Source organism: Psychroflexus lacisalsi (assembly GCF_020164495.1).
In the GTDB taxonomy this organism is placed as follows: Bacteria; Bacteroidota; Bacteroidia; order Flavobacteriales; family Flavobacteriaceae; genus Psychroflexus; species Psychroflexus lacisalsi.
Map to the genome: position 1 here is coordinate 529,583 of NZ_JAIQYZ010000001.1, position 15,979 is coordinate 545,561.

A 15,979-nucleotide genomic window follows, 5' to 3' on the forward strand; every position below is an offset into this window, starting at 1 on the left:
TCAAATTTAAACATTCATGCATTTACATTTTATAGCGATAGGAGGGAGTGCTATGCACAATTTGGCCTTGGCACTTCACGAAAAAGGCGACCACATCACAGGTAGCGATGATGAAATCTTTGAGCCTTCAAAATCCAGACTAGATCAAAAAAATTTATTGCCTGAGGAATTTGGCTGGTTTCCTGATAAAATCACTTCCGAACTAGATGCTATAATACTGGGCATGCATGCTAAGGCTGATAATCCGGAACTGCTTAAAGCTAAAGAACTCGGACTTAAAATTTATTCTTACCCTGAATATCTGTACGAACATTCTAAACAAAAAACACGCGTTGTTATAGGGGGGTCTCACGGAAAAACGACTATTACTGCTATGATTTTGCATGTGATGCATTATCATGATAAAGAAGTCGACTTTATGGTAGGTGCACAGTTGGAAGGCTTTGATACGATGGTGCACTTAACAGACGAGAATGATTTTATTTTACTGGAAGGTGACGAATACCTGAGTTCTGCATTGGACCGCAGACCAAAATTTCACTTGTACGAACCCAATATTGCTTTGTTAAGTGGTATTGCCTGGGACCACATTAACGTATTTCCTACGTTCGAAAATTATGTAGAGCAGTTTGAGATTTTTCTCGATACGATGACCAATGGAAGCACTTTGGTTTACAATGAAGAAGATGATATTTTAACTCAGTTGGCCCTTAATTCCAATAAACCAACCCGAAAACACGCTTATTCTACTCCAGAACACAGTATTGAAGATGGTGAAACTTATCTTGAAACCGCAGAAGGTCCAATGCCTGTAGAAGTTTTTGGTAAGCATAATTTGCAAAATATCGCTGGTGCCAAGTGGATCTGCCAGCATATGGGCGTGGATGAGGACGACTTTTATGAAGCCATTACAAGTTTTAAAGGAGCTTCCAAGCGTATGGAGAAGATAGCAACATCTGAAAAGGCAATCGTTTTTAAAGATTATGCGCATTCCCCATCCAAAGTTTTGGCGACTACCAAAGCGGTGAAGGCTCAATTTTCTTCTAAAGTTGTTTTAGCCTGCCTGGAGCTTCACACTTATAGTAGCTTAAATTCAGAATTTCTGAAAGAATATAAGCAAGCTTTGGATGCTGCTGATGAAGCAGTTGTATTTTATTCACCAAAAGCTTTGGAAATCAAAAAATTAGAAGCTATAACTGAAGAACAAATATTTGAAGCTTTTGGTCGAAAAGATCTTAAGGTTTTTACAGATCCTACCGCATTTCAGGATTTTTTGAAATCTAAAAGTTATTTAGATCACGTTTTGCTATTGATGAGTTCAGGGAATTATGGAGGCTTGGACTTTAATGAAGTTAAAAATTGGATTCAGTAATTAAATTACTTCTGTTCCAATTGTTTCAAAAGCCAGTTCATTCTGGCTTTTTGTGTTTTAGAAAACAGGTCTTTAGCCTTTTTAAAATGATGATTGGACTTGTCCTGGCTCATTTTAAATCGACCATTTACATCTTCAATATTGACTTCCAGGCCTTGTATAAAGTGTTTCAATTTATCAATTTTAGGATGTTCGTACGATAATTTAAATTGGTCATCGAGCTGACTAGTCATATCAACTAAACTTTTAATGAGATTAGACTCTTGGACGTAACTAGCTTGTCCTTTAATATGAACTTTTGCAAAATTAAAAGTAGGAAGTTCCTCTGTGACAAAAGCCGAAGGAGAAATATAGCTGTCTCCTCCGTGAAAAACCAATTCAACTTTAGATAGATGTAAGTGATTAAACTGAGGATTATCTTTATTGATATGCCCTAAAAGCTTATTGTTATCAACGATAAAGGGAATATGAGACGTAAAAATTTCATTATTGTAACTTGAAATCAGTGTCGCCAACGGGAAATGTTCAATAAAGCTTTGAATAGTTGTCCAGCTATTGTCTGTAAAATGATCTGGTAAGTAACTCATAGCAATTAAGTGTATTTGAATTTCAAAATTACAACCTAATTAAAATTCATAGTCGCTTCATAAAATTTATTTCTGAAGGTTTTGAAAAGAAGTTTTAATTTTCTGTTTGATTATATTTAACTCAAACTTTGAAAAAGATGGCATCCTCCTCCAAATCCTTCAGTATTAAAAATTGGTCAGAAGATGACCGGCCAAGGGAAAAATTAATTCACAAAGGAAAATCAAGCCTGAGCGATGCAGAACTTTTGGCTATTCTTATCGGTTCAGGAAACCGTGAAGAAAGCGCTGTAGAGCTATGTAAAAAAATACTTCACTCTTCTGAGAATAGCTTGCATAAGCTGGCTAAATCCAATTTGAAACAGCTACAGGAATTTAAAGGCATTGGAGAGGCGAAGGCCATAAGTATTATGGCTGCTTTAGAGCTTGGCAAAAGAAGGGAAGCAGAGCCATTGGAAGAATTTGACAAAATCACGTCTAGCAAAGATGTATTTAGAATCATGCATCCTTATATCGGAGATTTAGACCACGAACAGTTTTGGATTTTGATGCTGAATAATTCCAACAAAGTCACCTATAAGTTTCCATTGAGCAAAGGTGGTATTACAGCAACTATGGTGGACACGCGTTTATTATTCAAAAGCGTATTGGCTCAAGGGGCAACAGCATTAATCCTGGCTCACAATCATCCCTCCGGTACATTGCAGCCAAGTCAAGCCGATAAAACCATAACACAAAAAATACAGAAAGCAGGCGAACTGCTAGATATAAAGGTACTTGACCATATCATTGTAACAGAAAAAACTTACTTTAGCTTCGCTGATGAAAGCATACTTTGATTTATGGAACTACTGGTTTACATTCCCAAGCAAACTCCAAGAATTAATTACATTTTTAGACATATCTGTGGAAGAATTTTAGGGTTTAAAGTAAAATTCACTTCAAAAGTTGAAGATTTTATTTCTTTTGAAGGGGTTAAGTTTTCTTATGCCAAAAAACGTCTGGGGAACGAAGTTTTTATTCAAAAATTTGGACTGCTTGAAGAGTTAGGGATTAATGATCTAAATTTTAGTATGGATCTTTGGGAAGATGTTCCTTGTTTTTTTAGAGTGTCTTCTGAAAGTGATATCCCTTTCGATATTTTTTCGGCTTCATTCTATCTGGTGACAAGATATGAAGAGTATCAGCCGCACGTAAAAAATGATGTGGATTCCTATCCTATAGAAGAAAGCTTAGCGTACCAACATGATTTTCTTAGAACACCTGTCGTGGATGTTTGGGCTTACAAGTTGAAAGCAATACTTGAAACCAAATTCCAGGATATTAAATTTCCTCAAAAGAAATTTAAAAGTCAGTTTCTTATTTCTGTTTCCAAAGCCTTTAAGCATAGGCATAATGGTTTTGTAAGATTTGTTGGTGCATCTCTCAGGGATTTGTTTAAGTTACAGCTTAAGTCTTTGTTTAATAGGTTTAAAACAATGCTGAGGTTGCAGCAGGACCCTTATGATGTCTATGATGAATTAATAAGTTTTGCCAAAAAAAATCGAATGCAGCTGGATTTTTATTTTCAGCTTAGTAACTATTCTCGCTACACTAAGGGCATAAGTTATAACAAGAGAATTTACCATAAATTGATAAAATCGATGGGAGATTACGGACATTTAGGACTTCTACCTGGGTTTGAAGCTCTGTATAACTTTGAGATTTTGAAAAAAGAAAAAAAACGTTGGGAGAGCATTGTGAACAGGAGTTTGTCCAAAACGCTTATTAAGAACTACCATCTCAACTTCCCTGATGCTTACCTTAACTTCAATAAACTAGAAATTGACGAAGACTTTTCAATGGGTTATCAGAAAAACATAGGCTTCAGAGCAGGTACCTGTACATCGTTTCAATTCTATGATTTGAATCTGGAGCAGGTGTCTGGACTCATTGTTCAGCCTTATATATTAAACTCTAATGTGCTAAAAATAGTTGATACATATGAGAAAATCGAAGAATTAAAGGAATTAAAATCCTCCATTAAGGCTGTAAATGGACAAATGAATTTCTTATTTGAAAACTCAGATTTTGCTGAATCTGGATCTAAAAACGCTATTTTTGCACTCATGAAAGAAATGTTATAAATGAAGGGAATCACAGATATATTTTTCGACTTGGATCATACGCTTTGGGATTTTGATAAAAATTCTGAACTAACTTTTGAAACTATTTTTGATAAGCATAAAATAGAATTACCTCTAAAGGAATTTATTGAAGTTTATCTTCCAATAAACAGAAAATATTGGAAACTATTTAGAGAAGGAAAAATTGAACAGCAAAATTTAAGGTTTCAGAGATTGAGTGAGGTTTTTGAGGTATTAAAATTTCAAACTTCAGATCAAATGATAAACGACCTTTCACAGGCCTACATTGATTATTTACCCAATCACAACCATTTATTTCCAGATGCTTTTGAAGTGTTGAATTACCTACAAAATAGGTATAAACTTCACATCATCACTAACGGATTTTATGACGTTCAACATAAAAAACTAGGCAACTCGAAGTTGTCGCCCTATTTTAAAACTGTAACAACTTCAGAAGACGCAGGTGTGAAAAAACCCAATAAAATTATTTTTGAATACGCTTTAGATTTAGCTAAAACACACAATGCTAATAGTATTATGATAGGCGATAATCTTGAAGCCGATGTGGAAGGTGCAAAGGCTTCGGGCATGGAAGCCATATTTTTTGGTAAGGATTCAAGTTACAAAGGGCTACAAGTCCAAAATTTAAACGAATTAAAAAAAATATTCTAATATGAGAATACGCTTAATCTTAGTTTTGATGTTATTGTCTCAAATTGGACGAAGTCAGGAATCAAATCTTAATGCATACAACTATGTCATAGTTCCAATGCAATTTGATTTCCAGAGTGAGCCTAATCAATACCAGCTCAACATCCTTTCACGTGTTTTATTGAAAGAAGAGGGATTTGAAGTTTATATGGATAAGGAAGAAAGGCCTATGGAACTTTTAGGGGACACTTGTGCACCCCTATTCCTTGAAATAGAAGATACAAGCGGCTTTTTAAATATAAGTTTAATTATCAGGCTAAAAGACTGCTATGACAATGTAATTTTCGAGTCTGAGGAAGTCTCAACTAAAATTAAAAAATATAAAGAGGGTTATCAAGCTGCTTTAAAGCAGGCATTTTCTTTTCTATCAGATGAGAATTATCGTTATGATGAAAATTTGAGTCCTGCTCCTTTCAAAAGTATGACCAATGTAAAAAAGGAATCTTCTGGATCTGTGGATGAGGTAACTGTGTCTGGAAGTAAATATCCAAATAAAAAAGTCTATAAATTTGGTGGGGAAACGTTTTGGCTCATCGAACAAGATAAAAAATTTATTCTTCTGTCAAATGAGGGGAAAGTAAATTTTGCTGAACTGGAAACAGCAGATAGGGGAACCTACATTTTTAACTCCGAAAAAATAAATGGTGCTGCTTTTTTTGATGCAAATGGTAATCTCAATGTAGAATACATGGATGAAGATTTGGGTGAAATCCAACAAATCACTTTCAGTAAAATAAATTAATACTTATATTTTCCTGCCCATTTTTGCTTAAGAAACTGCCTTTGTTGCTCTTCTCTTTTATTATTTCCAGGGACATAAAAAACACTGTTTTTGATATCTTCAGGTAAAAATTCTGCCTGGACAAAATTGTTTTCATAACTATGAGCATATTTATAGTTATCGCCGTAGCCTAAATCCTTCATAAGCTTTGTAGGAGCGTTTCTAATAGACAAAGGAACAGACAAGCCTCCTGTTTCTTTTACTAGGGCTTGGGCTTCATTGATGGCTTGATACGAAGCATTGCTTTTGGCTGAAGTAGCCAGGTAAATCACACATTGGCTGAGAATAATTCTGGCTTCTGGAAAACCTATAGTATTTACTGCTTGAAAGGTGTTGTTGGCCATAATTAAAGCAGTTGGATTGGCATTTCCAATATCTTCACTGGCTAGTATAATCAATCTTCTGGCGATAAATTTTACATCTTCTCCACCTTCTATCATTCTGGCCAGCCAATAGACTGCCGCATTGGGATCGCTACCACGGATCGATTTGATAAATGCAGATATAATGTCGTAATGTTGCTCGCCAGTCTTGTCGTATCTAGCTGTTTTTTGTTGAATTTTCTCTTCTACCAATTGATCAGTGATGATAATTTGTTCTTCATCAACAGAATTGACGACCAGCTCAAACATATTCAAAAGTTTTCTGGCATCACCACCACTAAGACGAAGTAGGGAAGTGGTCTCTTTAAGGTCTATGTGTTTTTTGGAAAGATAATCGTCTTCTTTTAATGCTCTCTGGAGCAATTGAATTAAATCTTCTTTTGAAAATTCATTTAAGACATAAACCTGGCATCTGGATAGTAAGGCAGGAATCACTTCAAAACTTGGATTCTCAGTTGTGGCACCAATAAGTGTGATCCATCCTTTTTCGACAGCGCCAAGAAGAGAGTCTTGTTGTGATTTGCTAAATCTGTGGATTTCGTCTATAAATAAAATCGGATTCTTTTGTTCAAACAGGCCCTGGTCTTGTTTTGCTTTTTGTATCACCTCCCTTACGTCCTTTACACCACTACTTATTGCTGAAAGAGTGAAAAAACTACGTTTAGTTTCTTTTGAAATTAAATTGGCCAAAGTCGTTTTACCTATTCCTGGAGGTCCCCAGAGAATGATGGAAGGTACCAAATCGCGTTTTATCATTTGTGAAATCGTTCCGCTTTCCCCAACGAGATGAGATTGGCTTAAGTAATCTGATAATTGTTTAGGTCTTAAACGTTCTGCTAAAGGTGCTTTCATTTTTCAAAATTATGAATTAATTCCTGACCTTAAATACATCTAACTTATGTTCTCGCCAAAAATCCATTTGATTTCTTTTTTCAATACTTTTGAATTATGAATCAAAAGGAACTAATTGTTCAGCATCATAAACGTTCTGTAGTGGCAGCCATTTTATGGCCTTTATTACTGGTGTTAGTCTTATGGATAGTGTATTGGATCGAAATTAAGTTTAGATTCAACTTCACTTCGTTTGGAGTATATCCAAGACAAGTGAAAGGTTTGATAGGTGTACTAGCTTCACCTTTTATTCACAGTGGCATCGAGCATCTCTACAAGAATTCTATTCCACTTCTGGTTCTTACTGCCAGCTTATTTTACTTCTATAAAGATATCGCCTGGAAGGCCTTGTTATATGGTCTACTATTCTCTGGTTTGTTTACGTGGTTAATCGGTCGTTCGTCTTACCATATCGGAGCTAGTGGAATGGTTTATTTTCTAGCTTCCTTTTTATTTTTTAAGGGTGTTAGATCTAAGAATTTTAGATTAATTGCCTTGTCTCTAATTGTTGTTTTTTTATATGGTAGTCTTGTTTGGGGAACAATGCCAGGTAAGCCCGGAATATCCTGGGAAGGTCACCTTTCTGGTTTTTTAGCTGGACTGGTTTTTAGCTTTATTTTGAAATCAACGCATTTCAGCAGTTTACCAGTTGTACAAAAACCTAGACTTCAAAATCATAAAGATGATGAATTTTTGAAGCAATTTGATGAACATGGAAATTTCAGACCTATAGATCCGGAGGATGAAGCCGTAAAATATTATAGTCAGGATTCTACTGCAGATGATGAACATCAAGTAACCTATAGGAAAAATCCTAATTCTTAAATTTTATTAAGAAAGTCTTTGTCTTAAGCTTTCATATAAAATTACTCCACAGGCGACAGATACATTCAAGGATTCTATATTTCCTAGCATTGGAAGTTTTCCTTTATGGTCAACCATTTTTAAAATGCTGGACTGTATGCCTTCGCCTTCACCTCCCATAATGAATGCAATAGGTTTGTTCAGGTCCAGATCATAAATAGTGTCTTCAGTTTTTTCTGTTACTGCTACGAGCTCAACTCCTGAAGATTTCAAGTAGAAAATAGCGTCTTTAAGATGATCTACTTTACAGATTGAGATGTTAAAAGCTGCTCCAGCGGAGGTTTTTATAGTTTCATTATTCACTTGAGCACTCCCGCTTTTTGGTAACACGACGGCATCAACACCTGTACATTCTGCAGTTCGTAAAATCGCACCTAAATTTCTAACATCGGTTACTCCATCCAAAAGAAGGAATAGTGGTTTTTCTTTGGTCTCCAATATGGCTTCAACTGTAGATTCAAAATCCTGGTAGGTGATCTGAGAGGTATAGGCGATGACCCCCTGGTGATTTGAGTTTTCAAACTTTTTAAATTTCTGGATCGGCACATAAGAGACTTTTACTGTCTGTTGTTTAGCTAAACCTTCAATCTCTTTGAGTTTCGGATTATCAGAATCCTTAAGCAGATTGATTTTCTCAATGTCCTTATTTTGCTTTAGAGCTTCTGCAACACTATGTATGCCGAATATGATATGTGAATCTTCCATGATGTATAATTAAAAAAGGATTGACAAAATTATGTCAATCCCTTTAGTAATCCTATGAATAGTTAATCTATTCTTTAATTATTCTTTTTTGGATGCTTTGCATACCATCTGTTAAATTCAAGATATATATCCCTTTTGAAAGCGTGCTCATATCAATACTCAAATTTGATTCTGATTCAAACCCTTGCTGATTTAAAACTTCACGACCCAACATATCGTAAATCAATACTTTGGTGTCATTGCCAAAATTCACTTCAGATGATGTGATATTTAAAGTATTTTTTACTGGATTTGGCCATAAAGAAATTTCTGCAGAATTGAATTCTGAATTTGAGAGAGACTGTTGTAATCCATTTAATATTATCAAGCTATACTTTTGACCTCCATTTTTCAAATCACTTTTGTGAGTGATTGATACATCAAAAACACCCTGATCATCAATTTCTATGACCTCTATATTATCAACTTTATTATCTCCAGTTTTAGCAGCTGCAGAGACATTATCAATGTCTAGTTTCCAAGGAAGGTACTGCTCTTGATTACTAATGTTGGATATTCTTATATCCAAATCGTTAACAAGTACGGGTGTAGGATCATTTAAAGTATCGCTTACAGAAGTTCCTGCAGGATCATTCCAGGCAATCGCTACTTTCATTGTTTTTCCAGTACTATTTTCGATCCTTAGTCTGTGATTTTCGCCACTAACTAACGAGTCTTCTTTTATTATATCTCCGTTTCCATCATTTATAATTGCTTCTGCTGCCCTTTTTGAATTCATTATACCCCAACCAAATTTAGGATCTGGACCTTTGAGTCCAGCATCGTCTGCAGTAACAGAAATTAGACCTTTAAGAGATGAGGAAAGCATAAATTCATTATTTAAATTCTCATACAATTCTTGTAGTAGTAGAGCAGAGCCTGCTACATTTGGAGATGCTATTGAAGTCCCAGTTGCTTTTCTATACTGGCTTTCGAGGGATGATGATATGATTGATGTTCCAAGCCCAGTAATATCTGGCTTTATTCTTCCATCATCAGTTGGTCCTTGAGAGCTACCTAAATTAATCTCAGCTCTTTCAAAATCTCCCGATCTTCTACCAATTTCTACACTGCTTGCATTTGCTATAGATAATGTATTTTTTGATGTTATACTACCTGTAAGCTTATCGTAATTTTCTAATAATCCACCATCATATATTGCGTTACCATCATTCCCAGCTGCGAACACTGGAGTATAATATGGGAAAAAGTTTACTATTATATCCCAAATCTCAGATGTTGGGGTATAAGCACCTATATACCATTCATTACCATCCAAGTTTCTCACTGGTATCCCATAGGAATGGTTCGAAATGATTATTTCATTGTTTTCCAATGCTTCTATAACTTCATTAAAATCATCTTCTGCATTATAAGCATCTAAGCTTGCTCCTGGTGCCATTCCTTCAACCTCCGTATTTAATCCCTTTGCTATAAGTGTTCCAGCAACGTGTGTGGCATGGAAAGTTTCTACTTCACTAGAATCTCTTACCACTATTCTTGATATTGAATCATTATCAATAAATTCTGAATGAAGCAGTTCAGGAATACCTCCGACTTCCCATAATCCTATGGTGAATCCTTCTCCACTTAAGTCTAATCTTAAAATCCCATTTAGTTTTAAAAAGTCTGTTCTCAAGGCTTTTTCAGCCTTTAGGTTATAATTCTCTATGTAAATTGGTTTTCCGTTCATTACATCCCATAAAAGCCTTTCTTCTGATTTGAGATTTGCTTTAGGGTATTCTATTTTATAGCTTGAAATTCTCTCGGTCCTTTCAATTTTGAACTTTTCAGTCTTTTTTTTCAAATCTTTTACGTCCTGCTGTGAGAAACTCAGCAATGAACCTAAAAAACAAAAACTTAGTAATAATTTTCTCATAATATTTTAAATTAAAAAACTCCGGCTAAATATAAATATAATTATACTTAACCGGAGTTAATAAATATGTAATAAAATTACTTTTTAATTCTGAATTGAGAATTCTCCAACAAATCCAGTTCCGAAATCTCCTTCAGCTTCTGTTAAAACATTACCATTGAAGATAATACCTGCAGTTCCAATGTTTGGAAAAGACAGTCCATCTCCAAAACTATCGTTAACTACAAATTTGTAACTTCCATCTGCCAAGCATACCTCACGTGTGAATGATGCTTGTCCATCTGAATAACCACCTCCTGAATAAATGACGTTATCTTCCATGTCCGTGATAGACCATGTCGTCTCACTGGCAAAACCATCGAATTCGAAATTCACAGTTGCTGGACTTTCACAGGTTACACTTACCTGTATATTTACTTCAGATGTGCCAAGAATATTCTCTGCATTGTCTTCCAATCTCAAGACTAAATTTTCTCCAGTTACACTGAATTCATCAGTATAATTGATAGTAAAACCTACTGTAGCTTCGTTATCTCCGCCAGGAATTTCTACAGAAGTAGGGACATCAATACTTGACATTGGTACTGTTGTCGATTCGTCTATAATCAGATTGTAAGATCCTCCAGAAGTTCCTCCTTTGAAAACTTTTACTTCCCCTGATACTGAACTTCCAACATCCAAGCTTACTTCAACAGTAGAAGAGTCAAAAGTAGCATAGCTTTCTGGAGCTAAGATTGTATCATTATCACAGCTTAGAAATAAAGCTGTGATAATGATCATGATTAACTTATATACGTTTTTCATCATTTTTGCTTTTAGTTTTGATCACTAATGTTAGTATTATCTTGAATTTCTTGCTGTGGGATCTCGAAAGTCAATCTTTCATCATTCCATTGCATCGCTTCACCAACAAAAGATAAGTGGTTAGCTCCTCTTACTACAGTACCTTCATTTCTCTTCAGTGCGAAGTAAGATCTTCCTTCACCCCATAACTCAAGTCTTGTTTGCTTATAGATTTCGTCTTGTAAAGCTTGACCATTCAAAGCAGAGATGTAACTAGGATCCATTCCACGAGCTGATACAAAATTTTCTAAAGCTGTTTTAGCTTCACCTTCTCTTCCATCCTTTGCTAAAGCTTCGATATTCAATAACAAAGGCTCAGCATATCTCATGTAGATATAATCTGCTTTTACAATTTGAGAAGAACCAAATATAACTCTGTCGCTATCATAAAACTTAAACAAAGGTTGTAAATGTCTTGCGCTTGAAGGATTATCAAAATATTGATCTCTTCTTACGTCATCTGGTCTCATACTTTCGTAAAGGTCCAGATCCATGGCTTTATTGTCACCTACAGCTGCATAGCTGTACGAAAACGCATCCATTTGTCCCCACCAGGATACTAATCCTAAACCAATATCTGCATTGATATCAATTCCCCACATCCATCCTGTAGAATTAACATCGTTAAAACCTCCTAAAATTCCATTTATAGAATTATCAGCTTGCATTAATGAAGCAGATGTAGAAGCTAAAGCATCATCAGTTATATCAACTACATCACTCCATCTGTCCTTTCTTGAAGCCAATACATAACCTAATATAGTTTGTGCAATAGATTGATCAACTTCTACTTTAGATGGTCTTGCAAAATCTGCCAATAATGGAATAGCTCTAGATAAATCTTCTTCCATAGCATTATAAACTTCTTCTGTAGTTGATTTTGGATTTCCAACAATTCCAGCTCTCAAGTATAATGGAAGTGTTGGACTTGTCCATGATGCCGTAACATCATTAATCATGAACTGAGTCAAGTTAAAATAAGAGTGAGCTCTCATCACGAAGGCTTGTGCTGCAATATGTCTATTAGCATCTGATAGTTCTGAAATAATAGCCATCAATTCAGTCTCTTCTTCTGGCTGTGGTTCCCCTAAAACAGTTTCGATAACTAAATTTGCTCTGTTAATAACTCTGTAGTAATATCTCCAAACATGATAATTTTCATTTAGAGTAAAATCTTGTGGAGCTTGTAATTGTGTAATTGCAGCCCTGTACCATCCATAAGTACTAGTTGTTAATGCCACATCCCCACTGATCATGTCGCTATAAATATCATAGCCTTTTTGACCTAAGTCAGCTTGAGATGTTGTTCCTCCAGTCCCTGCTGTAAACATGGTTGAGTATACCCCAGTCATAAATGCTCCAGGTATTTCTGGATTAACCTGTGCAGCTTCACCAAGCTGCCTAATGTTTAGTTCGTCCCCAGTTGGTTCTTCAACTAGGTAGTCATCGCCACAGCTTGTTAAAACCAATGCTGCACATGCGATAAATGTGATTTTTAAAATTTCTTTTTTCATTTTCATTTTGTTTTAATTAAAATCTTGCTCTTACACCCAACGAGAATGTAGTTAATGGGGCATAAAATCCTCTTCCTGAATTTCCGCTTTCACTAGTTGTTGGATTAAAACCCTCTCTAACACTGCTTATGAACAAGTTATCACCTGAAGCATAAATGTTTAAGTTACTCAATCCAATATTTTCAATATACTCTTTTGGCATATTATAGTTTAACAAAATATTGTTCAATGCTAAGAAATCTGTTTTTGTAATAAACCTTGTTGATTGTGAACTTACGTTTTGAATTTCTCTATCTGCTATCAATGGTACATCAGTAATATCTCCCGGTTGTGTCCATCTGTTTCTTACATCCACGTGTCTGTTGGTTGCTGCAATACCACCATTGTTATCATGCATTAATTCTGCGTATTGAGCATCGTATGCATAACCTCCAATAGAGTAGGTGAATTGCGTTGATAATGTAAAGTCTTTTAGTCTCGCATTAATACGAAATGCACCTTGTACATCAGGAATTGCTGACTTACCGATATATTTCTGTGTAGCATTAGCATATGTTTTAGTAATTTGCTTTTGCACGTTAGCATCAGGGTTGTCAGCTAAGTATGGAGTTAAAGAACCAATAACCTCATCAGTGTCAGCATTAAATGATCCAGAACCATCTACATCATTGTAATACTGATTCCACATTGGGAAACCATCAGATGGGTCAACACCAGCAGATTCTCTCATATAGAAATCAAATATTGAACTTCCTTTAGAATAAGCGTATCTACCAACAATGTTTTGTACAGCTGGTTGACCTGTTGCAGGATCAATTGGCATAGTTGTTATTTCGTTAGAATAAGCTGCACCATTTAAATTTATTCCAAGTCCAAAATCTTGTTTTTCAATAATCTTAGCATCAATGTTGAATTCTAGACCTTCGTTTCTTAATACACCGTCATTTACATCCAAAACAGCTACACCAGATGATGGAGGATTTCTTCTTGTAAAGAGTAAGTTCTCAGTATCTCTTATATAATAGTCAACTGTGACATCAAGCCATTTTGCTATATTGGTTTCTACACCAAATTGTAAAATTTTTGATGTTTCCCAAGTCAAGTCTGGATTAGCAAACAAAGCTGGAGAAATAGCGAACCCATTATTTACGTTACCTACATCAAAAGTGTTAATTCCTTGGTAACTGTCCTCAATTGCGTTTAGTCCTGTTATTCCCTGATCTCCAATTACACCATACGATCCTTTTACTTTAAGGAAATCAATCAAATCAATATCTGCTAAGAAATCTTCTTGTGACATAACCCAAGCAGCTCCAATGGAACCAAAGTTATCCCATTTATTATTGGCAAATCTTGACGAACCATCTCTCCTGAACGATGCTGATAAGAAATATTTTTCATTAAAATCATAATTCACTTGCGAAAAGTAAGATTCCAATTTTCTTCCAAATGTAAATCCAGTTGGTTGTTGTAGGTTGATAATGTAATTGTCTGACACTAAACCTCCAGGAATAATTGCTTTACTTTTAAAAGAAGTTTTTCTAGTTTCTTCAAAGTCATTAGTTTCATGTGCTGCCAAGATTTCAAAATTGTGATCTCCAAATGAATTATTATATCTCAATAATTGTAGAGCATTCATCGTTGTTCTTTCGGTATCACTTACAAATAGATCTCCCTGATTTTGCACAGATACACCATAGAACTGGTTACCCATAGATAGAAATTTATTGTTGAAATACTGGTAACCAAAATTGGTTTCAAACTTTAAATTGTTAGTGATATCAATATCAGCTCTAAAGTTTCCTACTAGTTCATTTCTTTCAAATCCATTAAAGTCATATAGCGCAGAACCAATTGGGTTTAAGTTGTTAGAATTTGGTCTGTCTCTGCCCGGTGCAGATGTAGAACCATAGTCCAATATGTTACCACCAAAAACTGGATCTGGAACTAACTCGTAGTTCTCATCTCTTAAGTATACTGGATAAAATGGATTCATTTTGTCTACGAATTCAAACAGGTTTTCAGCTCCGTCTGTCTGTCCGTTTTGAATGTTTTCAGAAAAACTATAACCTATATTAACTCCAACTTTTAACCAATCTTTGATTTGAGAATCTAAATTTAATCTACTTGAAAATCTCTCGTAACCAGTGTTGATTGCATAACCCTCGTCATCCAAAAATCCTCCTGAGAAGAAATATTTGGTCTTATCGTCTCCACCACCCATTCTTACGTTGGCTTCAGTTCTTATTGCTGTTCTAAATCCTACATCTTCATATCTTTGAGGCGTGTATCGTCTAGTTACACCATCTCTTACCTGACCAGTTGCTGGATCTATTAATTCACTACCGTTAGCAGCATTCCACATGTTGTAAGCCTCTGGAACAACGGAACCAAAAAGTGCACTACTAGCTGCGCCTTCAGGATCGGCATTACCTCTTAATCTGAATTTATTTCTGTTAGCCTCCCAAACAAGTCCTATAGACTCTTCAGGGGAAGTAATAACATCATAACGAGGAATCATCTGAGTACTGATACCAGATCTTAAATCTACCTCAATGAAAGATTCTCTTGCACTTCCTGCTTTAGTTGTAATCAAAATAACACCGTTAGCACCTCTTGATCCATAAATGGCAGTTGCAGAGGCATCTTTCAAAATTACTGTGCTTTTAATATCTCCTGGATTAATAGCGTTTAAAGTACCTGTGAATGGAACACCATCAACAACATACAATGGGTCTCTATTACCATTTACAGAACCATAACCTCTAATTCTAATAGTAGAAGTTGTACCTGGTTGGCCAGAAGTATTGATAACATTCACACCTGCAGATTCACCAGCAAGTGATTGTGATACGTTAGAAAAGTTTTTGTTTTCAATGTTCTTTGACTCGATTACCGAAGCTGTACCTGTAAAAGATCGTTTGGTGGTTGTTCCATAACCAACGACAACGACTTCATCTAAGGATTCACCTCTCTGCAGTTGAACATTAATTTTGTTTTTAGCTCCAACTGCAATGGTTTGCTTGTCAAAACCAACATACGAAAACGTAAGTTTATCTGAGCTTTCTGCGTCGATAACATAATTTCCGTCAAAATCAGTTTGCGTTCCAGTATTTCCACCCACAATCAAGACGTTCACACCTGGTAGAGGCATGCCGTCGGGGTCTGTTACCATCCCGGAAACTGTTTTAGTTTGTGCAAAGCCTATTTGCACAACTAACGCTAATACTAGCGTCAATAATCCATTAATTTTTAATTTCATCTTTTTGTTTATTTGAATTAGC

Annotated in this window: 13 protein-coding genes; 6 read left to right on the plus strand and 7 right to left on the minus strand. The window is 35.4% G+C overall.

The genetic code is table 11. The features are described 5' to 3' along the window. Positions 1-16 precede the first annotated feature (16 nt). Positions 17-1,372, plus strand: a complete 1,356-nt coding sequence (locus LB449_RS02320; protein ID WP_224453460.1) for a UDP-N-acetylmuramate--L-alanine ligase — start codon at positions 17-19, stop codon at positions 1,370-1,372. 5 nt (positions 1,373-1,377) lie between these two features. Here the strand turns inward: LB449_RS02320 and LB449_RS02325 are convergent, their stop codons facing one another. Beyond that, positions 1,378-1,959: an FMN-binding negative transcriptional regulator gene (locus tag LB449_RS02325; protein ID WP_224453461.1), complete on the minus strand. Its 582-nt coding sequence runs from the start codon at positions 1,957-1,959 to the stop codon at positions 1,378-1,380. A 137-nt stretch (positions 1,960-2,096) separates the two neighbouring features. Between LB449_RS02325 and radC the strand changes: the two genes are divergently transcribed. From radC to LB449_RS02345, 4 genes are read left to right on the plus strand one after another with little or no spacing between them, the layout of a single operon-like run. Beyond that, the gene (gene radC / locus LB449_RS02330) at positions 2,097-2,795 is read left to right on the plus strand and encodes a RadC family protein (RefSeq protein ID WP_224453462.1); all 699 of its coding nucleotides are present in this window, start codon (positions 2,097-2,099) and stop codon (positions 2,793-2,795) included. A gap of 3 nt (positions 2,796-2,798) precedes the next feature. Then, entirely contained in the window at positions 2,799-4,082 is a 1,284-nt protein-coding gene (locus tag LB449_RS02335; RefSeq protein WP_224453463.1) for a polysaccharide deacetylase family protein, read from the plus strand. After that, on the plus strand, positions 4,083-4,757 hold the full coding sequence (locus LB449_RS02340) for a YjjG family noncanonical pyrimidine nucleotidase (RefSeq protein WP_224453464.1): 675 nt from the start codon (positions 4,083-4,085) through the stop codon (positions 4,755-4,757). Position 4,758: 1 nt separating this feature from the next. Continuing rightward, positions 4,759-5,538: a hypothetical protein gene (locus LB449_RS02345; RefSeq protein ID WP_224453465.1), complete on the plus strand. Its 780-nt coding sequence runs from the start codon at positions 4,759-4,761 to the stop codon at positions 5,536-5,538. Here LB449_RS02345 and LB449_RS02350 read toward each other — a convergent pair. Beyond that, positions 5,535-6,812: a replication-associated recombination protein A gene (locus LB449_RS02350; RefSeq protein ID WP_224453466.1), complete on the minus strand. Its 1,278-nt coding sequence runs from the start codon at positions 6,810-6,812 to the stop codon at positions 5,535-5,537. The two genes, LB449_RS02345 and LB449_RS02350, sit on opposite strands and share 4 nt — an antisense overlap. Positions 6,813-6,908: 96 nt before the next feature. Between LB449_RS02350 and LB449_RS02355 the strand changes: the two genes are divergently transcribed. Further along, positions 6,909-7,676, plus strand: a complete 768-nt coding sequence (locus LB449_RS02355) for a rhomboid family intramembrane serine protease (RefSeq protein ID WP_224453467.1) — start codon at positions 6,909-6,911, stop codon at positions 7,674-7,676. Between the two features lie 6 nt (positions 7,677-7,682). Here LB449_RS02355 and rlmB read toward each other — a convergent pair whose 3' ends face one another. The 5 genes from rlmB to LB449_RS02380 form a co-directional block, all read right to left on the minus strand. Further along, a complete protein-coding gene (gene rlmB, locus LB449_RS02360) occupies positions 7,683-8,420 on the minus strand; it encodes a 23S rRNA (guanosine(2251)-2'-O)-methyltransferase RlmB (protein WP_224453468.1) in 738 nt (245 codons plus the stop codon). Positions 8,421-8,487: 67 nt separating this feature from the next. Next, positions 8,488-10,338: a S8 family serine peptidase gene (locus LB449_RS02365; RefSeq protein WP_224453469.1), complete on the minus strand. Its 1,851-nt coding sequence runs from the start codon at positions 10,336-10,338 to the stop codon at positions 8,488-8,490. Positions 10,339-10,422: 84 nt separating this feature from the next. Continuing rightward, positions 10,423-11,145, minus strand: a complete 723-nt coding sequence (locus LB449_RS02370; RefSeq protein WP_224453470.1) for a hypothetical protein — start codon at positions 11,143-11,145, stop codon at positions 10,423-10,425. Between the two features lie 8 nt (positions 11,146-11,153). Then, positions 11,154-12,695: a RagB/SusD family nutrient uptake outer membrane protein gene (locus tag LB449_RS02375; protein WP_224453471.1), complete on the minus strand. Its 1,542-nt coding sequence runs from the start codon at positions 12,693-12,695 to the stop codon at positions 11,154-11,156. 16 nt (positions 12,696-12,711) lie between these two features. Then, positions 12,712-15,957: a SusC/RagA family TonB-linked outer membrane protein gene (locus LB449_RS02380; protein WP_224453472.1), complete on the minus strand. Its 3,246-nt coding sequence runs from the start codon at positions 15,955-15,957 to the stop codon at positions 12,712-12,714. Positions 15,958-15,979 lie beyond the last annotated feature (22 nt).